The organism is Enterobacter sp. PL1 (assembly GCF_945957325.1).
GTDB lineage: Bacteria > Pseudomonadota > Gammaproteobacteria > Enterobacterales > Enterobacteriaceae > Enterobacter > Enterobacter roggenkampii.
Genome location: NZ_CAMFKT010000001.1, coordinates 134,746 through 156,243, shown reverse-complemented (window position 1 = coordinate 156,243; position 21,498 = coordinate 134,746). Strand labels below are relative to the sequence as shown.

At 57.0% G+C, this 21,498-nt stretch carries 20 protein-coding genes and 1 pseudogene; 4 read left to right on the top strand and 17 right to left on the bottom strand.

Annotated elements, in window-relative coordinates:
• Positions 1–16: 16 nt before the first annotated feature.
• Positions 17–466: a hypothetical protein gene (locus N6P30_RS00845; protein ID WP_023292321.1), complete on the bottom strand. Its 450-nt coding sequence runs from the start codon at positions 464–466 to the stop codon at positions 17–19.
• 46 nt (positions 467–512) lie between these two features.
• The gene (gene nhoA / locus N6P30_RS00840; protein ID WP_023292320.1) at positions 513–1,358 is read right to left on the bottom strand and encodes an N-hydroxyarylamine O-acetyltransferase; all 846 of its coding nucleotides are present in this window, start codon (positions 1,356–1,358) and stop codon (positions 513–515) included.
• A 108-nt stretch (positions 1,359–1,466) separates the two neighbouring features.
• Here nhoA and N6P30_RS00835 point away from each other — a divergent pair, with 108 nt between their 5' ends.
• Positions 1,467–2,039 carry a flavin reductase family protein gene (locus N6P30_RS00835; RefSeq protein WP_023292319.1) on the top strand — a complete coding sequence of 191 codons (573 nt, stop codon included), beginning with the start codon at positions 1,467–1,469 and terminating at the stop codon, positions 2,037–2,039.
• A gap of 35 nt (positions 2,040–2,074) precedes the next feature.
• Here the strand turns inward: N6P30_RS00835 and fusA are convergent, their stop codons facing one another.
• Entirely contained in the window at positions 2,075–4,174 is a 2,100-nt protein-coding gene (gene fusA, locus N6P30_RS00830; protein WP_023292318.1) for an elongation factor G, read from the bottom strand.
• 160 nt (positions 4,175–4,334) lie between these two features.
• On the opposite strand from fusA, the gene N6P30_RS00825 reads away from it, so the two are divergent.
• Positions 4,335–4,634: an ArsR/SmtB family transcription factor gene (locus tag N6P30_RS00825; protein WP_008501755.1), complete on the top strand. Its 300-nt coding sequence runs from the start codon at positions 4,335–4,337 to the stop codon at positions 4,632–4,634.
• On the opposite strand, the gene N6P30_RS00820 is transcribed toward N6P30_RS00825, so the two are convergent.
• Both N6P30_RS00820 and N6P30_RS00815 read right to left on the bottom strand, forming a co-directional pair.
• Complete coding sequence (locus N6P30_RS00820; protein WP_023292317.1) at positions 4,627–5,268, bottom strand: helix-turn-helix domain-containing protein; 642 nt, start codon at positions 5,266–5,268, stop codon at positions 4,627–4,629. The genes N6P30_RS00825 and N6P30_RS00820 overlap by 8 nt on opposite strands.
• Before the next feature lie 121 nt (positions 5,269–5,389).
• Positions 5,390–6,721 carry a 2-hydroxycarboxylate transporter family protein gene (locus N6P30_RS00815; protein WP_023292316.1) on the bottom strand — a complete coding sequence of 444 codons (1,332 nt, stop codon included), beginning with the start codon at positions 6,719–6,721 and terminating at the stop codon, positions 5,390–5,392.
• 415 nt (positions 6,722–7,136) lie between these two features.
• Between N6P30_RS00815 and N6P30_RS00810 the strand changes: the two genes are divergently transcribed.
• Positions 7,137–8,822 (top strand): NAD-dependent malic enzyme, encoded by a 1,686-nt coding sequence (locus N6P30_RS00810; protein ID WP_023292315.1) that lies wholly within the window; start codon positions 7,137–7,139, stop codon positions 8,820–8,822.
• A 44-nt stretch (positions 8,823–8,866) separates the two neighbouring features.
• Here N6P30_RS00810 and N6P30_RS00805 read toward each other — a convergent pair whose 3' ends face one another.
• The 11 genes and pseudogenes from N6P30_RS00805 to N6P30_RS00755 all read right to left on the bottom strand — a co-directional run bounded on the left by N6P30_RS00805 (position 8,867) and on the right by N6P30_RS00755 (position 19,138).
• Positions 8,867–9,868 carry a Kdo(2)-lipid IV(A) acyltransferase gene (locus tag N6P30_RS00805; protein WP_023292314.1) on the bottom strand — a complete coding sequence of 334 codons (1,002 nt, stop codon included), beginning with the start codon at positions 9,866–9,868 and terminating at the stop codon, positions 8,867–8,869.
• A 184-nt stretch (positions 9,869–10,052) separates the two neighbouring features.
• Positions 10,053–10,283: a tautomerase PptA gene (gene pptA, locus N6P30_RS00800; RefSeq protein WP_008501760.1), complete on the bottom strand. Its 231-nt coding sequence runs from the start codon at positions 10,281–10,283 to the stop codon at positions 10,053–10,055.
• A 38-nt stretch (positions 10,284–10,321) separates the two neighbouring features.
• Positions 10,322–10,939, bottom strand: coding sequence for a glutathione S-transferase family protein (locus N6P30_RS00795; RefSeq protein ID WP_023292313.1), 618 nt, complete (start codon positions 10,937–10,939; stop codon positions 10,322–10,324).
• 40 nt (positions 10,940–10,979) lie between these two features.
• Positions 10,980–11,867: a transporter substrate-binding domain-containing protein gene (locus tag N6P30_RS00790; protein ID WP_058673361.1), complete on the bottom strand. Its 888-nt coding sequence runs from the start codon at positions 11,865–11,867 to the stop codon at positions 10,980–10,982.
• A 9-nt stretch (positions 11,868–11,876) separates the two neighbouring features.
• A complete protein-coding gene (locus N6P30_RS00785; RefSeq protein WP_023292311.1) occupies positions 11,877–12,650 on the bottom strand; it encodes an amino acid ABC transporter ATP-binding protein in 774 nt (257 codons plus the stop codon).
• The gene (locus N6P30_RS00780; protein ID WP_023292310.1) at positions 12,634–13,560 is read right to left on the bottom strand and encodes an amino acid ABC transporter permease; all 927 of its coding nucleotides are present in this window, start codon (positions 13,558–13,560) and stop codon (positions 12,634–12,636) included. The genes N6P30_RS00785 and N6P30_RS00780 overlap by 17 nt, the downstream gene beginning before the upstream one ends.
• Positions 13,561–13,569: 9 nt before the next feature.
• On the bottom strand, positions 13,570–14,079 hold the full coding sequence (locus N6P30_RS00775) for a GNAT family N-acetyltransferase (RefSeq protein WP_008501765.1): 510 nt from the start codon (positions 14,077–14,079) through the stop codon (positions 13,570–13,572).
• Between the two features lie 9 nt (positions 14,080–14,088).
• Positions 14,089–16,352, bottom strand: a pseudogene (locus N6P30_RS00770) (NtaA/DmoA family FMN-dependent monooxygenase).
• A gap of 16 nt (positions 16,353–16,368) precedes the next feature.
• On the bottom strand, positions 16,369–17,490 hold the full coding sequence (locus N6P30_RS00765; protein ID WP_021240231.1) for an amidohydrolase: 1,122 nt from the start codon (positions 17,488–17,490) through the stop codon (positions 16,369–16,371).
• Complete coding sequence (locus tag N6P30_RS00760) at positions 17,487–18,488, bottom strand: LLM class flavin-dependent oxidoreductase (RefSeq protein WP_023292307.1); 1,002 nt, start codon at positions 18,486–18,488, stop codon at positions 17,487–17,489. Before N6P30_RS00760 ends, N6P30_RS00765 begins: the two co-directional genes overlap by 4 nt.
• A 110-nt stretch (positions 18,489–18,598) precedes the next feature.
• The gene (locus N6P30_RS00755; protein WP_058673360.1) at positions 18,599–19,138 is read right to left on the bottom strand and encodes an AAA family ATPase; all 540 of its coding nucleotides are present in this window, start codon (positions 19,136–19,138) and stop codon (positions 18,599–18,601) included.
• Positions 19,139–19,479: 341 nt separating this feature from the next.
• Here N6P30_RS00755 and N6P30_RS00750 point away from each other — a divergent pair, with 341 nt between their 5' ends.
• Positions 19,480–21,015: a methyl-accepting chemotaxis protein gene (locus N6P30_RS00750; RefSeq protein WP_023292305.1), complete on the top strand. Its 1,536-nt coding sequence runs from the start codon at positions 19,480–19,482 to the stop codon at positions 21,013–21,015.
• On the opposite strand, the gene N6P30_RS00745 is transcribed toward N6P30_RS00750, so the two are convergent.
• Positions 21,012–21,410: a cupin domain-containing protein gene (locus N6P30_RS00745; protein ID WP_023292304.1), complete on the bottom strand. Its 399-nt coding sequence runs from the start codon at positions 21,408–21,410 to the stop codon at positions 21,012–21,014. The genes N6P30_RS00750 and N6P30_RS00745 overlap by 4 nt on opposite strands.
• Between the last annotated feature and the right edge of the window lie 88 nt (positions 21,411–21,498).

The window sequence follows — 21,498 nt, the reverse complement described above, 5'->3', positions numbered from 1 at the left end:
CCACCGGGCCGCAATGTCAGAACAAAGCACTTCCGCTGACGACTGAAATAACCAACAGCAGCAGCAAGACTGTGACAATCAGACCAAAAGCCAGTAACGCCGCATGAAAAGCGAGCGTGGCCCCGGAAAAAAACAGTGCACCACTCACCCCCCATCTGTTCTCTTTGCGCATCCCAGCCGTGAAGGCAAGCCCTAATGCCACAACGGATAAAATTATTCCGCTATTGATAAGAATGCTGTCGATATCGAACGCTTTCTTTTTTGCCTCAACGACCGGCTGTTCTCCCTTTATGCCAGCAATGATCCCTTTTTTTACCGCCGAAACCTTTTCAGCCACAACAATTTCAAGGGTCGTCGATTTTGTCGAAAAAGGACCAAAGGTGAACTGCACTAATGAGAGAAGCAGTGCAATAACCCCGAGTAACATTCCCACTGAACTGAATTTATTCCGCAACAAGATTTCCATATCAGCATGCCTTTGATGATGTTTAAACTAACCTGCCGGGTGGCGGCTATTTCCCGGCCTGCGGATGCGTATCAAACCCCGCCATCACCGCCGTCAGCTCGGCCAGGGTAAAGCCGTGCTTCGGGTCATCAACGCCCAGGCCAAACCGCTCCTGCAGCAGCTTATACAGCGCCTCCGCATCCGGCAAATGAATCTGCTCCTCCACATGACCGTTCTGCCAGTGGGTAAAGTTGAAGTTGGTCAGCGTCAGCTTGCCGCCGTCCGGCAGATGGCGGCACATCAGCAGATGATGGCGGAAATGCGACTGCGGCCAGTGCGCCGACCAGAAATTTCCCATCACGTAATCACTGAAATACTGCGTCGTCAGGTCAAAGTGGTACATCGACTGCCAGTGCTCGTGGTGACGGAACTGCAGCACCCAGTCGTTGCCTTCGCTCAGCAGACGATACAGACCGTGCGGCGTCCCCTGCTCCTCGTTAGCGAGTAAACGAATCGGCGCCGTCAGCGTCTGGCCGCCAAACCCCACGTCGGCGATCCAGCGCTCGCCGTTCAGCTCAACCAGCAGCAACCGGTGCGTGCGTGGCGGCATTTGCGGCGGGCTCGCTAATACCACGCGCCCCAATACGCTGCGCACGGTAAACCCGACGTCACGCAATACCCGCTCAAACAGGCCGTTTTGCTCAAAGCAGTATCCCCCACGACGGGCGGTCAGCAATTTGTCGACCAGACACTGGTCTTCGAGATGAATTTCGCGCGGCAGGACGACATCGATATTCTCAAACGGGATCGCGCAGTTGTGATGTAAATGCAGTGCGCGCAGGGTGTCTATATCAGCAGAAGCCGGTTGCTTCCAGCCGATGCGGGCGAAATAGGCGGTCAGAAAGGGGGACATATATCAGTTTCCTTTGATAGTGATGCTGTGTTTATAAACTAATTCTACGCGCTCACTTTGATTTACGTGCTTTTTCGTCATACTCATCGTTACAGATGAGGAGATCCTATGAGCCACTTTCGCCCTGTTGAATTACGTCATGCCAGCCGTCTGCTCAACCACGGTCCTACCGTACTGATTACCAGTCGTGATGAAACGATCGACAGACGTAACGTTATGGCCGCCGCATGGTCCATGCCCGTTGAGTTTGAACCGCCACGCATCGCGATAGTCGTGGATAAAAGTACCTGGTCACGCGAGCTGATCGAACGCAGCGGGAAATTTGGCATCGTCATTCCCGGCGTGGCGGCGGCCAACTGGACTTACGCGGTGGGCAGCGTCAGCGGGCGCGACGAGGACAAATTCAACTGTTACGGGATCCCGGTCGTGAATGGCCCGGAGCTCGGCCTGCCGGTCATTGAAGAGAAATGCCTGGCGTGGATGGAATGCCGGTTATTACCCGTGACCTCTGCGGCAGAGAAATACGACACGCTGTTTGGTGAAGTGGTTTCAGCGGCAGCGGATGAGCGGGCGTTTATTGCCGGACGCTGGCAGTTTGACGGGGATAAGCTCAATACCCTGCATCATCTTGGAGCCGGGACGTTTGTGGCGAGCGGGAAGATGGTGAAGGCGCTGGATTGAGAAAACCCTCCCCCTATTGGGAGAGGGTGACCGTACTACTTCGCACGCCGTGCAATAATCTCATCCGCAACATTCCGCGGGGCTTCCGCAAAATGGTGGAACTCCATCGTATACGTCGCGCGTCCCTGGGACATCGAACGCAATGTCGTGGCATAACCAAACATCTCCGCCAGCGGCACGTCAGCGCGGATAATCTGGCTGCCGTACTGCTCTGCCATCCCCTGCACTATGCCGCGTCGGGATGAGAGATCGCCCATGATGTTACCGGCGTACTCTTCCGGTGTTTCCACCTCCACATGCATGATCGGCTCAAGAATCACCGGATCCGCCCTGCGGGCCCCCTCTTTAAAGCCGAGGATCGCCGCCATGCGGAACGCCATCTCCGAGGAGTCGACGTCGTGATACGAGCCAAACGTCAGCGTCGCTTTGACATCAACGACCGGATAGCCCGCCAGCACGCCGCTGTTCATCGCTTCCCGCAGCCCTTTCTCAACGGAAGGGATATACTCGCGCGGCACCACGCCGCCCTTGGTGGCATCTTCAAATTTAAAACCACTTCCGGGCTCCAGCGGCTCCAGACTCAGGACCACATGGCCGTACTGCCCTTTACCGCCGGACTGTCGGACAAATTTGCCTTCGATGTCCTTCACCGTTTTACGCAGGGTTTCACGGTAGGTCACCTGCGGACGACCGATATTTGCCTCGACGCCAAACTCACGCTTCATGCGGTCGACGATAATCTCAAGGTGTAGCTCACCCATCCCGGAGATAATGGTCTGACCGGACTCTTCGTCAGTGTGCAGGCGGAAAGACGGATCTTCCGCCGCCAGACGCTGCAGCGCGATCCCCATTTTCTCCTGGTCGCCTTTGGTTTTCGGCTCAATCGCCAGCGAGATCACCGGGTCCGGGAACTCCATGCGTTCAAGCGTAATGACGGCGTTCGGATCGGTGAGCGTGTCGCCGGTGGTCACGTCTTTCAGCCCCACGCAGGCCGCGATATCCCCGGCGCGCAGTTCATCCACCTCGTGGCGATCGTTGGCATGCATCAGTACGATTCGCCCGATGCGCTCTTTCTTCCCTTTTACCGGGTTATACACCGCGTCGCCTTTACGCAGCACGCCAGAGTAGACGCGGATAAAGGTTAGCTGCCCGACGTACGGATCGCTCATCAGCTTGAACGCCAGCGCCGAGAACGGCTCATCATCGCTCGGGTGACGCTCCGCGTGCTGCCCTTTTTCATCCACGCCATCAATGGCGGGGACGTCCAGCGGCGACGGCATCAGTTCGATCACGGCATCCAGCATGCGCTGCACGCCTTTGTTTTTGAACGCGCTGCCGCACAGCATCGGCTGGATTTCCCCGGCAATGGTGCGAATACGTAGCCCTTTGATAATTTCCGCTTCCGTCAGGTCGCCGGTTTCCAGGTATTTGTCCATCAGTTCATCGCTGGCTTCCGCCGCCGCAGAGACCATTTTTTCCCGCCATTCCTGGGCGGTACTGACCAAATCGTCCGGCACGGGGGCATAGGTAAACACCATGCCCTGCGTCGCATCGTCCCACAGAATGGTGCGCATCTTGATGAGATCCACCACGCCGGTGAAGTGATCTTCGGCCCCCACCGGGATGACAATCGGCACCGGATTGGCCTTCAGGCGTTCCTGCATCATCCGCACGACGCGGAAGAAATCGGCACCCGGACGGTCCATTTTGTTGACGAAGGCCAGACGAGGTACGTGATATTTATTGGCCTGACGCCAGACGGTTTCCGACTGCGGCTGCACGCCGCCCACGGAGTCATACACCATCACGGCACCGTCGAGTACGCGCATGGAACGTTCCACCTCAATGGTGAAATCCACGTGCCCCGGGGTGTCGATGATGTTAATCCGGTGCGGCTCATAGCCTCTGTCCATGCCTGGCCAGAAGCAGCTAACCGCCGCGGAGGTAATGGTGATCCCGCGCTCTTGCTCCTGCGCCATCCAGTCAGTGGTTGCCGCGCCATCGTGTACTTCACCCAGCTTGTGGCTCATCCCGGTATAAAACAGGATGCGCTCGGTGGTGGTGGTTTTACCGGCATCGATATGCGCGGAGATACCGATGTTGCGATAACGTTCGAGAGGGATGGGTCGGGGCATGATATTTCCTTAGTCAGTATGACGTGTTTGTGACGACCAGGATGGTCGTGCATTCGTTCGTTTGCTATAATAGTCCTATTGTACGAGTATTATCGAACTATTTTTTAAGGGTTGACCTATTGTTGATATAGCTCAATCTGACGCCATACGCAGGAAAACGATGATCCCTAACCACCCTGAAACTGAACAAATACTGCTGGAAAATGTGCTCTTTGCCCTCGGCAACCCGCTCCGGCTATCGATTATTCGCCGGCTCGCCGACGGCAGCGAACTGAGCTGTAACGCGCTGCGCCCGGAGGACGTGGTGAAGTCCACGATGACCCATCACTGGCGCGTATTGCGCGACAGCGGGGTCATCTGGCAGCGTCCGCAGGGACGCGAAAACATGATTTCATTGCGACGAGACGATCTGGATACCCGTTTTCCAGGGCTGATGGCGATCCTGCTGCAGGTTAAGTAATTTGAGTCCCTTCCAGGCGATAGACCGGGACCTGCCGGGTTGTTTTGGTAAGCGTATCGAACACCTCGGCGTTGGACGTCACGATCCGCATCCCTGTTTTGCGTAACCGTTGTACATCAGCCGCGATGCGCTGAATGCCAAACCAGAAAAGCCCGTCAAGCGCGGTTACAGACAGCCCCTTGTCCAGCGCCAGTTTGAGGCGTTCCTTTGGCGCTTTCACCTGCTGGGCAATTTGTCGGTAAGACGCTTCCGTCGCGCCCGTGGCGTCACTGCGCTGGATCCGCGTCTTCAGGTGATAGGTAAACTCGTCAGGTATGCCGTCCAGATCCCGTTTAAGGCTGTAGACGCAGCCAAAGCGCTTGCCGTTAAAAAGAACATTTTTCTGACTGAGCTGAAGCTCTTTCCTGACGGCATCAATCAACTGGGGCGCACGGGTGAGAAGCAGCCTGAAGGGCAGCTCGAAGCTGGTGACGTAATCCACATTAAGCAACGCGAGGCGCAGCCGCTCCTCTGCACCGGCCTTTTGCTCACGACACTCCTCCAGAACCTCTGCCCACTGGCGCGTCAGGCGCTCCGGTTCGGCAGCTTCGGTCAGGAGATATTTTTCAATCTGATAATCAACTCTTCCGGTCATCGTGTGGTATCCCGTCGCTGTGGCTGCGGTAATTCTATACAGCGCGGTGAGTTTTATAAAGGACTGAACCGCAGCGACACGCTGTAAATGTCGTTGCGATTCAGTATCCTGCCGATTCGAATCAGTGCGCCATAATCCAGCCCATCAGCAGCGTGGCGAAAATCACCGTTGAGGCACCGCCAATACGCGTCGCGATCTGCGCGAACGGCATGAGCGACATGCGGTTGGAGGCGGACAGAATGGCCACATCTCCCGTACCGCCCAGCCCACTGTGGCAGCAGGTCACAATTGCCGCTTCCACCGGATACATATTCAGACGCGACGCAATCACGTAGCCGCTCAGCGCCATCGCAATCACCACCGATCCGCATACCACTACATAGCCCACCGAGAAGACCGACACCACGCTTTCGAGCGGCACGTATAGCATCCCGAGGCCGATCATCAGCGGCCAGACCAGCGCAGCCGAAACGAATTTATAGCAGCTGTGCGCCCCCTGCTCCATTGAGGCCGGGATCACCCTGAAGTATTTACACAGGACGGCAATCAGGATCATCAGCACCGGGCCGGGAATATGGACCAGTTTTTCAAACAAGCCTCCGACGATGAAAAACGCGCACACCATCAGCAATCCGCCGCCCATCAAATGAAAATCCGTCTGCTGAGCGCCAGGCGCCCCGGCGAACAGGCTGGCGTCGTCTTTACTCCGCGTGAGCATGCCGTTTCCCGAAAGCGAAGGACGTTTCGTCCCGAGACGCGCCAGCGAGCCGGCGCAAATAATGGCGAAGATATTTCCGACGACCGCAGCGGGAGCCAGCTGCGCCACGTAGACGTCCGGCGTCTGCCCCAGGATTGCCGAATAGGCCAGAGACAGGGGCAAAATCCCCTCGCCAATTCCGCCGCCAATGATGGGCACAATGATAAAGAAGAACGTATGGTAAGGCGTAAACCCAAACAGCGTTCCCACAATAAGCCCGCTCAGCACGGCCATCAGTGTCCCCGCCACCAGCGGAACAAACATGCGCATCATGCCCTGGATCAGCAGCACCCGGTTCATCCCCAGAATGCTGCCGACCACCAGGCAGGCGATGACGAAATAGAGCAGATTCGCCTCCTTCATCAGCAGATGCACCGTATCAAGGGTTTGTTTCCCGAATGCGCCAAAATAGACCAGCACGGAAGGCACCATCAGACACAGGATCGCCGGGCCGCCGATGTCCTTCAGCACGGGGATTTGACGGCCCACTTTGGCAAACGCAAAACCAAGGGTCATGATGACCGCCAGTCCGCCAATCATATTTTTCGGCAGCAGCCCTGCCCAGGCGGACGTCGCCACAATCGCGGCAATCCCGACGAACAGCATCAGCGGAACCGCGCCCACCTCGGTCGTGTTCAGCCCAAAAGCAAAACGCGAGGTCGACAGCGCGGAAGTCGGTACAGGATTATCTTTCATATAATCACCTGAAATTTGTGTTCGGATATACAGAGTAAGGAATAAGCGGAAAACTATTCCTGATTCGAATAAATGTTCTTAAATAGAAAATAATGACTTTGGTGGCCTTTTCTCAAAAACAGGCTCAGCGTGAAATTAACATGGGCTTTCGAAGAGAAATGTGAACACAACAGCCCTTTCCTTTTAAATAATTTAATTCATTATTATGTAACTAAAGTTATTCATGACATTCAATGCAATTCTTTTGAAATTAATAAAACCAGAAATAATGTGACCCTTATCACTCCTGCTACGTTAGCTAAGCGCTAAATTAGCTCCCCAACAAAACACAGAAAACTCCGTGTCTTTATCATCCTTAAAGTCACTGTTTCTGCTCGTCTTATTTCTGTTTCGTTTAAATATTCAGGAGTTAACCATGTCTCGTAAAGACGTTCTGTACACGCCTTATAATGGCGCCGTACTGCTGGAAAACCCGTTATTAAATAAAGGCCTCGCCTTTATTAAGGAAGAACGGGATAATTTTAATCTGCATGGATTATTGCCGCATAACGTTGAAACCATTGAGGAGCAAACGGAGCGTGCCTGGGTGCAGTTCTGCCATTTTAAAAGCGATATTTCCCGCCATGTTTATTTGCGCAATATTCAGGACACCAATGAAACCCTCTTTTACAACCTCTTGCGTTCGCATCTGAAAGAGACGTTACCGATTATCTATACCCCGACGGTGGGTGAAGCCTGCGAGCATTTCTCCACGATTTATCGCCGCGCGCGCGGCTTGTTTATTTCATGGCCTAACCGCCACCGCATTGATGAGATGCTGCAAAGTTTCTCGCGCAACGACGTTCGGGTGATTGTGGTAACGGACGGAGAACGCATTTTAGGCCTCGGCGACCAGGGTATCGGCGGTATGGGCATACCGATTGGCAAGCTGTCGCTGTATACCGCCTGCGGAGGGATCCATCCGGCCTCCACCCTGCCGATTATGCTGGATGTCGGCACCAATAATCAGCAACACCTCGACGACCCGATGTACATGGGCTGGCGTCACCCGCGCATCAGCGATGACCAGTACGCTGAATTTATGGATATGTTTATCAGCACGGTTAAGGCGCGCTGGCCCAACGTCCTCCTGCAGTTTGAAGACTTTGCGCAGAAAAACGCCACCCGACTTCTGCAGCGCTACCGCGACCAGCTGTGCTGCTTCAATGATGATATCCAGGGCACGGCAGCCGTCACCGCCGGTACGCTGATCGCGGCGGCGCACGCGGCGGGGACGCGCATTCGCGACCAGCGCGTGGTGTTCCTGGGCAGCGGCTCTGCCGGATGCGGGATTGCTGAAAAAATTGTGGCGCTGATGGTCGATGACGGCCTGAGCGAGTCGGAAGCCCGCAGCCGGATCTTTATGGTCGATCGCTTCGGCCTGCTGACCGACGATATGACCAACCTGCTCGATTTCCAGAAAAACCTGCTTACCGCGCGCGACGCCGTTAGTCGCTGGCAGGTAGACTCGCAAAATATTTCCCTGCTGGACGTGGTGAAGAACGCGCATCCCACGGTGATGATCGGCGTTTCAGGCCAGCCGGGGCTGTTCAGCGAAGAGATCGTCAAAGAGATGCATCGCCACTGTCCGCGCCCGATTATCATGCCGCTCTCGAACCCAACGTCACGGGCGGAGGCCCAGCCGCAGGACCTAATCGCCTGGACCCAGGGTGCCGCGCTGGTGGCCACCGGCAGTCCGTTCGCCCCGGTATTCTGGGAGAATGCGCACTATGAGATTGCCCAGTGTAACAACGCCTATATCTTCCCGGGCCTTGGGCTTGGCGTGCTGGCCTGTAACGCGCGCCGGGTGACGGAAGAGATGCTGATGGCAGCAAGCCGCAGCCTGGCCGCGCAGTCTCCGCTCGTGACCACGGAAAGAGGAGGATTGCTGCCGCCGGTAGATCAGATTGAAACGGTCTCACGCCAGATTGCCGTTGCCGTCGCCCGGGCCGCCATTGAACAAGGCGTGGCGCCAGCGTTAGATGATGAAACCCTGATGGCGCGTATCGAGAAAACCTGGTGGCAGGCGGACTATGCACCGTACCGCCGATCCGCGCTGTAGCGTCGGTCATGCCCTCACCGCAGGGTGAGGGCATCGCTGTGGTGTCAGTGCTGTATGCCTGAACGGTCAGAAAAATCGCTGGCGGTGAGACTTTCACCCCGAGTTGCCGCCTGTTTCAGACGGGCATACCGGTCAGGTACCCCTTCAGGACGGGTTTTGAAGCGACGGTGCAGCCACATATATTGTTCAGGCGCCATGCGTACGGCCTGCTCAATTGCCCTGTTCATCTGCGTCGCCACGGCTTCTTTATCGCCGCCCTGCATCGCCTCGCTGATATCCTCCAGAATAATCAGCTCGTAACCGGTGCCATCCGCCCTGCGGCGCGGCACAAAGGGGATAACGGCAGGGTTAGCGCTTTTGACCAGCATATAGCTGCCCGCCGTCGTCGCGGCATCCGGCACCGCAAAGAACGGCACAAACACGCTGTTGGTTTTGCCATAGTCGTGATCCGGGGCGTACCACAAAATTTCATTCTGCTTCAGCGCGCGGATCATGCCCTTTAAATCATGGCGATCGAGCATGGTTTTGTTGGAGCGCAGGCGCCCGCGCGTCTGAAGCCAGTCCAGCAGAGCATTGTTATTAGGACGATAGACCCCGATACCGGGGTTAAGCAGGCCAAATATCCGCGCGCCCAGCTCAAGGGTCAGAAAATGTATCCCTACCAGCACCACGCCTTTTCCCTGCGCCCTCGCCTTTTCCATGTGCTCATAACCCTGCACGGTAAAACATTTCTTTACCCGCCAAGCAGGCCAGAACCATGCCATTCCGGTTTCGATTACCCCCATTCCAACCGATTCAAAATTACGCTGCAGCAATGACTCGCGTTCATCCTTTTTCATCTCCGGGAAACAAAGCTCCAGGTTGCGGCGGGCAATCTCAACGCGGCGAGGCAGTAAGCGCATCGCCAGTCGACCCAGGCCATGACCGATTCTGAACAGAAGCGGATAAGGGAGCAGCATGATGAGCCACAGAGCCGCAATGCCGGCCCAGCTTAGCCAGTAACGGGGATGAAGAAAGGCGAATGAAAAACGGGGTAATTTTGTCATCAGAAAATTATCCTTTAACGTGTCTGTCCTTAATTGATTCTGTTGGAGATCTTTCCTAAGGATGAATAATATGCCAGTCAGAAACGTTAATTGTAGCGGATAAGACAAAACGCATTTTTATCGATTTTTGCGAAAAACGGGAAGACGAGCCGGGAAGGATTTATCCGCTCCCCGGCAGAAGATCTTACATCGAATACCCGGGCTTCTTAATAAGCTCCTCCAGCTTCGGTCCAATTTCGGTATCCCAGACCTGCGCCTTCCAGTCTTCAGGCGCGATCTGCTTCAACGCCACCGACACGGAACTGTCTTTGCTGTTGAAATGGCGAATAATCACGTCAGCAATATCTGCCGCCAGGGCAGCTTTCTGTTCGTCGTTTAAATCACGGGGAAAACATTTAATATCTACGTGTGGCATGTGCAGGCTTCCGGTTGTGAAATGTGGGTTCCACGTTATCAGATAATTTTGTTTGCCTTTAACACCTTGTGCAGTTCCGGTCGCTGGCATACGGCGTCCGCAATCGCCGTGAATTTAGGGGTATTTTCGGCAAACCAGGCGTGACGGGGCCCCCAGGTGCGCGCCACCGCAATATACACATCCAGCAGCGTCAGCCGTTCCCCCAGCGCAAACGGGGCAGCCTTAAGCTGGCTTTCGAACCACAAATAGAGGGATTTCCGGTATTCGATGCAGTTTTTCTGCAGCTGTTCCGGCGCATCCGGCACCCAGCGTTCGGGATAGTCTGCATAGGTAAACGTGGGATAGACGTTGGCTACGAACCAGATGAGCAAACGCTGAAACGGCTGACGTTCAGCCTGCCCCACGGGCGGGGCGAGCTCGGGACACCGGTCGAGCACCATCAGGGCAATCGCCGCCGTTTCGGTCATGATGGCGCCATTTTCCAGCTCCAGCGTCGGCACCTGACACAGCGGATTGAGCTTGTGCAGCAATTCACGCTGGGGACCGGGCTGGTCAAACCCGTCCACGTTGATAAATTGATAAGGGATATCAGCCAGGGTCAGCATCACCTCACTGATTGCCGAGCCCCAGCCGGGTACGCCATAAAGTTTAATCATGTTGCCCCCTCAGGAGTGAAATCCTAAGTGTAGAGCACCATTAGTATGTTATCCCAGGCGGGTTGACCTCCGATTGCGTCACCGCTTCGCCCTGCTCGCCCCAGCGCGCCAGCACCTTCTGGTACTCTCCGCGCTCAATCGCACCGTTCAGCGCGGCCTGCAGGGCATAAACCAGTTGATTGCCTTTTTTGGTCGTGGTGGCGACATAAGCTTTCTTCGGCCCTAAACCGACCACGCGGGTTTTACCGGTGAGCGCCGCTTTGTAAGCTGAAACCGACTGGGGGCCAAAGAACACATCCGCCCTGCCGGACTGGATATAGAGATTGCCCGAGGCATCGTCGTGAAGATAGACCGGCAGCGCAGGCACCCGCCCCGCCTTTTTATTTTCTTCGTTCCAGCCCAGCAGGATGCGCTCCTGATTGGTACCCGAGCCGACAATCACCCTTTTCCCGGCCAGATCTTCCGCGCTTTTGATTGACTGAATCTCGCTGGTGGATTTCACCGAAAACGCCAGCGAATCGACGCGGTAGGTCGCAAAATCAAACTTCTCTTTACGCTGTTCGGTCACCGCAATGTTCACCAGCGCCACGTCGTAGCGCCCGGAAACGATCCCCAGCGGCCAGTCTTCCCACGCCGTCGGCACCAGCTTTAGCTTCAGCCCCAGGCTGCCCGCCAGCAGGCGGGCAATATCCGGGTCGCTGCCGATCCGCGTGCGGTTATCGCTGGCCAGCAGCGCCAGCGGCGGGGAGTTCAGCATCGAGACGGCGACCGTCAGCGTACCTGGCTCAACGAATTTATAACCGGCGGGGATCTTCGCCACGGCCTGCCGATCCACCGTCACCGGCAGCGGCTGCTCGTTGGCTTTCAGATCGATGCTGGCGTGGCTCGCCGTCGTAAAAAGCAGTCCTGCCAGAAGGCCATATTTCATCTGCGCTCCTTACAGCACTTTTGACAGGAACTGGCGCGTTCGCGCGTGCGACGGGCGGTTCAATACCGCGTCGCTGCTGCCCTGTTCCACGATTTTTCCGTCGACCATAAACACCACCTGATCCGCCACTTCCCGGGCAAAGCCGATCTCGTGAGTGACCACCACCAGCGTAGTGCCGGACCGGGCCAGTTTTTTGATCACGTCCAGCACTTCCCCTACCAGCTCCGGATCCAGCGCCGAGGTGGGTTCATCAAACAGCATCACGCGGGGACGTAACGCCAGCGCGCGGGCAATCGCAATGCGTTGCTGCTGGCCGCCGGAGAGATGGCGGGACCAGGCATCGGCTTTGTCCCGCAGCCCGACCACGTCCAGCAGGCTGTACGCTCTTTCCACCGCCTCTTTTTTGCTGAGCTTTTTATGCGCGATGGGCGCCTCAATCAGGTTTTCCAGCACCGTGAGATGGGGAAAGAGATTGAAGTTCTGAAACACATAGCCCACGTTGACGCGCTGTTTGAGGATCTCTTTCTCCTTCAGCTCGTAGAGCTTGTCGCCCTGGCGACGGTAGCCAATGTAGTCCCCGTCGATCTGAATAAAGCCTTCGTCGACGCGCTCCAGGTGGTTTATGGTGCGCAGCAGCGTCGATTTTCCCGACCCGGACGGCCCGAGGATGACCGTCACGGACCCGGGTGGGATCTCAAGCGACACGTTGTCGAGCGCCTTATGGCGACCAAAATACTTGCTGACGCCAGTGATTGAGATATGTCCTTCAGGAGAGGCTTGCATGGATAGGCTCCTGTGCTGGCGTGGTGGTGACAGAACGGGTACGACGGGCGGCACGGTTCTGATTAACCGCAGAGCGGCGTTCGCTGCGGGCAAGTGCGCGTTCAACACCGTACTGGATAGCGGACAGGACGGTGGTGATCGCCAGGTACCAGGCGGCACCGACCATCAGCAGCGGGATCACCTCCTGCGTGCGGTTGTAGATCATCTGGATGGTATAAAACAGCTCCGGCATTGCCAGGACGTAGACCATCGCCGTGCCCTTGGCGAGGCTGATGATTTCATTGAACCCCGACGGCAGGATGGTGCGCAGCGCCTGAGGCAAAATGATGCGCACCGTGCGGCGCCAGGCCGGCAGGCCGAGCGCGGCGGCGGCCTCATACTGCCCGTGATCGACCCCGAGGAAACCACCGCGAATGATCTCGGCGGTATAGGCGCTCTGCACCAGCGTTAGCCCCACCACGGCGGTAGAAAATTGCCCCAGCACGTTGATGGTTTCAAAGCTGCCCCAGGTGATGCCGGTGAACGGCACGCCGAGCGAGAGCGTGTCGTAGAGATAGGAAAAGTTGTACAGGATAATCAGCACCACGATCAGCGGCAGCGACCGAAACAGCCAGATGTACGCCCACGCCAGGCTGCTCAGCAGCCAGGATGACGAGAGTCTCGCCAGCGCCAGCATGCCGCCAAACACCACGCTCAGCGCGGTGCCGATCAGCGTCAGCAGCAGGGTCTGCCCGACGCCTTCGAGGATCACCGGGTCGAAGAACCAGCGGGCGAACACCGCCCACTCCCAGCGCGGGTTAAAGGCGACTGACTGAATCACGACCGCCAGGACAAACAGCGACACCGCGGCTCCGACGGCCCGCAGCGGATAACGTGCCGGGACCACCTTAATGGTTTCAACGTTGCTCATCGTCGTTCCTCATGCGGTTTTACTAAACGCTTCACGTACCAGCGTTTTGGTGAAACGCAGCCGACCGTCAAACGGCGGCTGGCTATACTCTTCCGGATCGCGGTTCAGATCGAACTGCGGCTGATAGCCCTGGCTAAGATAGAGCCTGACCGCTTCCGGCTGACGAAAGCCGGTTGTCAGGTAGATCTGACTGTACCCTGCCAGCACCGCCCTGCGCTCCAGCTCCTGCACCACGCGCCCGGCAAGCCCCTGCTGACGCAGGGTTTTGTCCGTCCAGATGCGTTTGATTTCCGCGGTGCGTTCGTCGAACGGTTTGTACGCGCCGGTGGCGATAATCTTCCCGTCGCGCTCCAGGACGATAAACAGCCCCTGCGGCGCCAGATACCACTCGGTGAGCTCCACTTCCGCGTCTTTAGAAAAGTAGTCCCCGTAGCGGGCCGCATATTCACCGAACAGCCCCTCGATAATGGGCTGAAGCTCGGCATCTTCCGGTGAAACATCACGAAATCGTTCGCTCATCACGCCTCCTTAATCGCCCAGGCCCGCCGGGTTCACTTCGGACTGCGGAATGCGTTCAACCCCTTCACCCCAGCGGTTCAGCACTTTGTCGTAATCGCCGTTTTTGATGACGCCGTTCAGCGCGGTCTGCACCGGCTCAACCAGCCCGCTGCCTTTTTTCAGCGTCACCGCAATGTGCGCCGCCTTCGGCCAGCCGCCGTCGACGCTGCCCACCAGTTTGGTTTTCCCGTTCAGCGCCGCTTTCCAGGCGCCAATCACGTTCGGGCCAAAGTAGGCATCCGCGCGCCCGGACTGCAGCGCCAGGGTTTGGGCCGCATCGTCTTTGGTGTAGATCGGGGTAAAGGGCTTCAGTCCCTTCTTCAGGTTTTCGGCATTCCACGCCAGCAGGATGGCCTCCTGGTTGGTGCCGGAGCCGACGATAATCTTCAGCCCGGCGATGTCTTCCGCCTTCTGCAGCGACGTAATCGGGCTGGTGGATTTCACGTAAAAGCCGAGGGAATCCTTACGATAGGTAGCAAAATCAAACTTCTGTTTGCGCTCTTTAGTGACGGTGATGTTGCTGATGGCGGCATCGTATTTCCCGGACGCGACGCCCAGCGGCCAGTCTTCCCAGGAGGTGGGCACCACGTTCAGCTCCAGCCCAAGGCTGTCGGCCACCAGACGGGCGACGTCAACTTCGCTCCCCAGCAGCGTTTTGTTGTCGTCGGAGAAGACCGTCAGCGGCGGCTGATTGAGTCCCGCCACCGCCACGGTAAATTTCCCCGGCACGGCAAAGCGATAGTCTTTCGGCAGCTGTGCCACCGCCTCGCTATTTTTCGCGGTGTTAATCGGCGTTTTATTGGCCTCGATGCTTACACCGGTGCCGTTAATATTGACGTTCTCTGCCCAGACGGCAGGGGTAAAGGCCAGCGCGAGCGCCAGAACAAGCGATGATTTCTGCATAGCGGGGTTCTCTTTTATTGTTGTATGTACTGGTTTTTCGGTTGGTCTAAGCCAAGGCTTTCGCGCAGCGTGGTGCCCGGGTAGTCGGTACGGAACAGGCCGCGAGACTGAAGAATCGGTACCACCTGCTCAACAAAGCGCGGGAAGGTGTCCGGCGTACCGCCCTGAATGATGAAGCCGTCTGCGGCATAACCTTCAAACCAGGCCTGAAGGCCGTCAGCCACCTCCTCCGGCGTGCCGGAAAAGCGCGGGCGCGGCGAAGCGGCTTCAAGCGCCACCTGACGCAGGGTTAAGCTGCGTTCTCGGGCGTTACGCTTGATTTCATCCGTGGTGCTGCGGAAGCTGTTTTTGCCTAAGTCGCCGATATCCGGGAACGGCTCGTCGAGCGGATACTGGCTGAAGTCGTGATGTTCGAAATAACGCCCGAGGTAATTGAGGGCGTCATTAATCGACACCAGCGCCGCCGTGGTCTGGTACTGGTGTTCCACGTCATCGGCATCTTTCCCCACAATCACGCTAACGCCCTGGAAAATATGGAGATCCGACGCGCGGCGGCCGTTTGTTTCCAGCTGCTGTTTTACGTCCTGATAAAAGGCTTTAGCCTCGTCGAAGGTCTCGTGGTGGGTGAAAATGGCGTCGGCATGTTTCGCCGCCAGCTTTTTCCCGTCGTCCGACGCCCCGGCCTGAAAGACAATCGGGCGACCCTGCGGCGTGCGGCCAATATTCAGCGGACCGGCGACCTGGAAGAAGTCACCGTGGTGATCGAGCGTATGCAGTTTGGCCGGGTCAAAAAACTGGCCGCTCTCTTTGTTGCGGATAAACGCGTCGCCCTCCCAGGAATCCCACAGCCCTTTCACCACGTCGAGATACTCATCGGCAATGCGGTAGCGCAGCGCATGCTCGGGGTGTTTTTCGCGGGAAAAGTTCTTCGCCGACCCCTCCAGCGGTGAGGTCACCACGTTCCAGCCCGCCCGGCCGTTGCTCAGGTGATCGAGGCTGGCGAACTGGCGCGCCGTGGTAAAGGGCTCGCTGTAGGAGGTGGATAAGGTTCCCACCAGCCCCAGGCGCGAGGTGATGCTGGCCAGAGCGGAAAGCACGGTTAACGGTTCAAACCGATTCAGAAAATGGGGGATCGATTTCTCGTTGATATAGAGACCATCGGCCACGAAGAGAAAATCGAGCTTCCCTTCCTCAGCCTTTAACGCCGTTGCTTTCACAAAGTCGAAATTAATACTGGCGTCGGCAATCGCCGCAGGATGGCGCCAGGCGGACATATTCCCGGATACACCATGCAGAATGGTGCCCAGCCGCAGTTGTCGGGTTGCAGACATCTTTACCTCTCCTGAATTAAACGTGTTGCAGGGCTTTTTCCGCAAGCTGTGCAAAATAGCGGGCGGCGGGCTCAATCAGTGCTTCATCCGGGTTAAAGGCCGGGTGATGTAAACCAAACGGGCTGTTGCTGCCAATGCTGACAAACGCGCCGGGAACAGACTGCAAATAGACCGCAAAATCCTCCCCGCCCATATGCAGTTCCGCGTGCCGGGTTTCATATCCGGCCTCACGCGCGACCGAGGTGGCAAAATCAGCCCAGCGCTCGTCATTCACCAGCGCGGTAGGTCCGGCATACCAGGTGATATCAATCTGTGCGCTGAAGGCGCTGGCAAACCCGGCGGCAATTTCACCCACGCGGGCTTTCACATTCTGCTGCACTTCCGTGCGATGGGTACGCAGCGTGCCTTCCAGCTCGACGCTTTCCGGCAGCACGTTCCAGGTGTTGCCGCCTGCGATGCGGGTCACGCTCAGCACCACCGAATCCAGCGTGTTGACGTTGCGGCTGGCGACGCTTTGCAGCGCCGTTACCAGCTGGCTCGCCAGCACGATGGCGTCGTTGCCTTCGTGCGGACGTGCGGCGTGCGCGCCTTTACCGGTAATGCGGATCACGAAGCGGTCGACGTTGGCGTAGAACGGCCCGCCGCGGGTGGCGAACTCACCAACCGGCAGGCCAGGCTCGTTGTGCATACCGAAAATCGCGCTGACATCGCGCAGGGCACCGGCCCGCACCATGCTCTTCGCACCGCCAAAGTTCTCTTCAGCAGGCTGAAACAGGATGCGCACCCGGCCGTTAAGCGAGGCCTCCCGCTCTTTCAGCTTTAACGCGGCGCCGAGGATGACGCTGGTGTGGATATCGTGTCCGCAGGCGTGCATCACCCCGGCATGCTGTGAGCTAAACGGTACGCCGCTGCGCTCCTCGATCGGCAGCGCGTCAATGTCGGCGCGCAGCGCAACCAGCCTGCTCCCCGTCCCGATTTCCGCCACCAGCCCGGTCGACAGGTCGTAAGGCTGTGGGGCGATCCCGGCATTCGTCAGCCACTGGCGCAGGCGCGCGGTGGTTTCGACCTCCTGGCCGGACAGCTCCGGGTTCTGGTGCAGTTCGCGGCGCCAGGCAATCAGTTGTTCGCCAAAACTCATACGGTGACCTCCTTGTTAAGACGCGCCCCGGCAAGCAGGCGCAGCGACGCGACGCGCGTAGTCCCCTCCGCCACCGGCGTGTCGATGATAAATTCGTCAATGCCCCACTGCTGGTGCAGCGCGTTGAGCTGTTCCACTACCGACTCAGCGGTGCCCGCCAGCAGCGACTGCGCCCGGCGTGCAATGCGCACCGGCTCACTGCCCGCCTGGCGCGCAAACGCGTAGGCCTGCTCTTCGCTGGCCACGGTGACACGCTGCCCGTTTGCCAGCTCAACGCCCCACACTTCGACCTTCTGCGCCAGCGCGTCTGCCTCGGCCTGCGTCTGCGCGACAATCGCCTGCACCGCCACTATTACGTCCCGCGCGCTGTTCTCACGCCAGGTCGATACCACCTCGCGCAGCAGGTCCGGGTCACCGTTCAGGTGTGCGGCAAACACAAAGTGCCAGTCGAGCCTGGCGGCGAGCAGCGCGCTTTCGGTACTCGCGCCCAGCAGGAAACCCTCAGCAGGCAACGGCGGCAGCGGCGTGGCGCGGACGGCCTCTTCAATAGCGTGATGCTCAGGACGGATCCAGCGGTCGAGCTGGGCCAATTGTTCGGCGAAGCTGCCCTTTTCCTGTTGATTCAGGCCCTGCTGCAGCGCGCGGGTTGAGAGCGGTAATCCACCGGGGGCTTTCCCGACGCCGAGATCGACGCGGCCAGGCGCCAGCGCGGCCAGCACGTTGAAGTTCTCGGCGACTTTATAGGGGCTGTAGTGCTGAAGCATTACGCCGCCAGACCCGACGCGAATGCGCGTGGTTTGCCCGAGGATCCAGGCAATCAGCAGCTCCGGCGAAGGGCTGGCAAGCTGTGGGGTGTTGTGGTGTTCGGCAATCCAGAAGCGGTGATAGCCCAGATTTTCTGCCTGCTGCGCCAGCGCCAGGGTACGCGCCAGTGCATCGGCAGCCGTTTCGTTTTCAGCGATGGGGCTTTTATCCAGAATGCTGATTCGCCATGACATGTTGCGTTCTCGTTTGACTTAACATGTCGACATTATTAAAGGCGCATTTCACCACTGAGAAACAATTAATTTACATTTGGTTTGCCGGAAAACAGATATATAAAACCCTGCTAAGAATAAGACTTTAAGGAGGCAATCAGCGTTTCCACCTGCTCCCGACGGGTAATGCGGACGAAGCGAATATGGCTATATTGCGGGTTTTGCAGGTCGGCTTCATAACGCGTGCGGTTGTTACGCCAGGTTTTCATCGTCCAGATGATAATGGATTCTCTGCTGAAGAACGCGCGTCGGAAACTCTCTTTGTTTCCCGTTCCCGGCCAAAGCTCGTGTTTATGCCAGGCCCGCTTTATTGCTCGGGTGACGGCCTGCCAGAGGGTGCGGGTAAACCCATAATCCACCCAGACCACCACATCGACATCGCGCCATTTCAGCGGTCGCGTGCGGTTGTAGTTACCGTCGAGCACCCAGTCTGACGAAGCCTGTAGCGCCTGCGCCAGCTTTGCCTGAAACTCGTCGTCCGGCGTGCCCTGCCAGTCAGAGCGCCAGTAGAGTCTGTCCATCTCGATACAGGGAATAGACAGCGCGGTCGCAATCTGCTTCGCCAGCGTGCTTTTTCCGCTCCCGCTGGTACCGATGACGTTAATTTTCACATCAGCCTCCCTGTATTTACGAAAATGTGACCAAATGATAGCGTTTTCATCCTGTTAACGAAACGCTATTTCAGCATGACAATTTTTCCAGAGAGACGATCTCCCTCTTGCAGTTTGGCTTATGTCATTTATTTAAGCCGATTCAAAATAACACCCACTAAAATATTTTCAATTTTATTACATTCGACAACATTAACAGATTAAAAATAATGAATGCCGGGTATTTCGGAGAGTCTCAATTTCAGCGAGAATATATCCAGGCCGTTATTAAAATAATCATACTTATCTTGCCGGAGCGCTTTCCGGATTTTTTATTCTTGCACAACATCATGGAGTTACTCATGAGGCGTAACACCCCCGTTACACAAAACGAGTATTTGCTTAACGCCGGTTCGACGTTAATGTCCACCACCAATACAAAAAGTCATATTACCTATGCTAACTCCGCTTTTATAGAAGCCAGCGGATATAAAGAAGAGCATCTTCTGGGGGAGCCGCATAACCTCATCCGCCATCCCGACATGCCTGCCGAAGCGTTTGGCGACATGTGGTTTACCCTCCAGCAGGGTGAGACCTGGACAGGTCTGGTAAAGAACCGTCGTCATAATGGCGATCACTACTGGGTGCGGGCCAACGTGACGCCGGTCTGGCAGGGGGAATCCCTGACCGGCTATATTTCGGTGCGCAATATCCCCTCACGGGAGGAGATCGCGGCGAGTGAAAATCTGTATGCAAAAGTACGTAATAATGAATTAAAACATCATCGTTTTTATAAAGGACTGTTCGTTCGGCGCGGTTTATTTTCCTTTTTGTCGCTCTTTAAATGTCTCAGTACCGGAAAACGAATTCAGCTTGGTATTACTGTGACGGCATTACTTTCATGCCTGGCGATGTATTTATTCCGCGATCGTCTCGTTCAGGCCGCCACTCTGGTGCTGCTTTTTTCTGCGCTGTCCTGTTATCTCCATGCGCAGATCGCCCGGCCGGTAAAATCCATTGTTCAACAGATGCAGCGCGTGGTTTCAGGACGTAAAACGGACTATTACCATTTTGACAGAATCGATGATATCGGGCTGATGATGCGCCTGGTGAATCAGTCTGGTTTAAACCTGAACTCGCTGGTTGATGATGTCGGGGCGCAAATCAGCGGTATTGGCACCATCAGCCAGCAGGTCGCGAAAGAAGGCGCGGCGCTGCAGGCGCGTTCTGAAGAAACCGCAGATTTCTTGCAGCAAACCGCATCTGCGGTGGAAGAGATCGCCAGCGCCGTGAAGCAGACGGCCGAAACCGCGAACGAGGCGATTCAGATGGCGGATCGCACCCGCGACAGCGCCCACTGCGGCGAAGCGATGATGAAAGAGACCATCGGTATGATGCAGTCCGTTTCGCAGGATAACGGCCAGATCGTCGATATTATCAGCGTTATCGATCGTATTGCCTTCCAGACCAATATTCTTGCGCTGAATGCCGCCGTGGAAGCGGCGCGCGCGGGTGAAGCCGGCCGCGGCTTTGCCGTGGTCGCGGCTGAGGTGCGCAATCTTGCGCAGCACTCCGCGACGGCGGCGAAAGAGATCAAAGCGCTGATCGAGAAAAACGTTGCCAGCGTCAACGCTGGCGTGGAGAAGGTGGGACAAACCGAATCACAGCTGACGGTTATGATCGACAACGTGCTGCGGGTCTCCTCCCTGATTAAGGAGATCGGCCACGCTACGCAGGAGCAAACCCAGGCGCTGACACTCATCAACGCCTCCCTCTCCCGTATCGGCGCAATGACCCAGAGCAATACGGGGATGGTGGATAACGTCACTCACGCCGCGAATCACCTGACGCAGCGGACGACGCGCCTGAAGCAGGCAATTGCCGTTTTTGGCGGTTAGCCGTTCGGGTACTGCTCGTCGGTCACTTTTTCCAGCCATGTTACCGGGCTGCCGTTTACCGCTTCGGCGATGGCAATATGCGTCATCGCCGTTTGCGCACTTGCGCCGTGCCAGTGCTTCACGCCGGATGGGATCCAGGCGATATCGCCCTGATTCAGGATTTCCGCCTCTTCGCCCCACGCCTGTAGCCAGCCGCGACCCTGCGTCACAATCAGCGTTTGTCCCAGGGGATGCGTATGCCAGGCCGTGCGCGCGCCCGGCTCAAAGGTTACGGTTGCCCCGCCGACGCTGGCAGGTTCGGTCGCCTGAAAGGGCGCGTCAATGCGAACATCCCCGGTGAACCAGGCTTCCGGTCCTCGTACTGAAGGTAATGAACCGCTGCGGATAATTTTCATCTTTTGCTCCTCGTTGACTGTTGCGTTAACAGTAGCGCAAAGCACTCCGCAGCATTAGGGTGCATAATCAGATAGGACACATGACTGA

What these genes read in the sequence shown, in the direction of transcription:
- N6P30_RS00805 (WP_023292314.1), bottom strand. Translation starts at nt 9,868, where the DNA reads ATGACAAAATTACCCCGTTTTTCATTCGCCTTTCTTCATCCCCGTTAC.
- N6P30_RS00845 (WP_023292321.1), bottom strand. Translation starts at nt 466, where the DNA reads ATGGAAATCTTGTTGCGGAATAAATTCAGTTCAGTGGGAATGTTACTC.
- nhoA (WP_023292320.1), bottom strand. Translation starts at nt 1,358, where the DNA reads ATGTCCCCCTTTCTGACCGCCTATTTCGCCCGCATCGGCTGGAAGCAA.
- N6P30_RS00750 (WP_023292305.1), top strand. Translation starts at nt 19,480, where the DNA reads ATGAGGCGTAACACCCCCGTTACACAAAACGAGTATTTGCTTAACGCC.
- N6P30_RS00795 (WP_023292313.1), bottom strand. Translation starts at nt 10,939, where the DNA reads ATGATTAAACTTTATGGCGTACCCGGCTGGGGCTCGGCAATCAGTGAG.
- N6P30_RS00825 (WP_008501755.1), top strand. Translation starts at nt 4,335, where the DNA reads ATGATCCCTAACCACCCTGAAACTGAACAAATACTGCTGGAAAATGTG.
- N6P30_RS00785 (WP_023292311.1), bottom strand. Translation starts at nt 12,650, where the DNA reads ATGCAAGCCTCTCCTGAAGGACATATCTCAATCACTGGCGTCAGCAAG.
- N6P30_RS00780 (WP_023292310.1), bottom strand. Translation starts at nt 13,560, where the DNA reads ATGAGCAACGTTGAAACCATTAAGGTGGTCCCGGCACGTTATCCGCTG.
- N6P30_RS00815 (WP_023292316.1), bottom strand. Translation starts at nt 6,721, where the DNA reads ATGAAAGATAATCCTGTACCGACTTCCGCGCTGTCGACCTCGCGTTTT.
- N6P30_RS00810 (WP_023292315.1), top strand. Translation starts at nt 7,137, where the DNA reads ATGTCTCGTAAAGACGTTCTGTACACGCCTTATAATGGCGCCGTACTG.
- N6P30_RS00835 (WP_023292319.1), top strand. Translation starts at nt 1,467, where the DNA reads ATGAGCCACTTTCGCCCTGTTGAATTACGTCATGCCAGCCGTCTGCTC.
- N6P30_RS00765 (WP_021240231.1), bottom strand. Translation starts at nt 17,490, where the DNA reads ATGAGTTTTGGCGAACAACTGATTGCCTGGCGCCGCGAACTGCACCAG.
- N6P30_RS00775 (WP_008501765.1), bottom strand. Translation starts at nt 14,079, where the DNA reads ATGAGCGAACGATTTCGTGATGTTTCACCGGAAGATGCCGAGCTTCAG.
- N6P30_RS00820 (WP_023292317.1), bottom strand. Translation starts at nt 5,268, where the DNA reads ATGACCGGAAGAGTTGATTATCAGATTGAAAAATATCTCCTGACCGAA.
- N6P30_RS00760 (WP_023292307.1), bottom strand. Translation starts at nt 18,488, where the DNA reads ATGTCATGGCGAATCAGCATTCTGGATAAAAGCCCCATCGCTGAAAAC.
- pptA (WP_008501760.1), bottom strand. Translation starts at nt 10,283, where the DNA reads ATGCCACACGTAGATATTAAATGTTTTCCCCGTGATTTAAACGACGAA.
- N6P30_RS00745 (WP_023292304.1), bottom strand. Translation starts at nt 21,410, where the DNA reads ATGAAAATTATCCGCAGCGGTTCATTACCTTCAGTACGAGGACCGGAA.
- N6P30_RS00790 (WP_058673361.1), bottom strand. Translation starts at nt 11,867, where the DNA reads ATGAAATATGGCCTTCTGGCAGGACTGCTTTTTACGACGGCGAGCCAC.
- fusA (WP_023292318.1), bottom strand. Translation starts at nt 4,174, where the DNA reads ATGCCCCGACCCATCCCTCTCGAACGTTATCGCAACATCGGTATCTCC.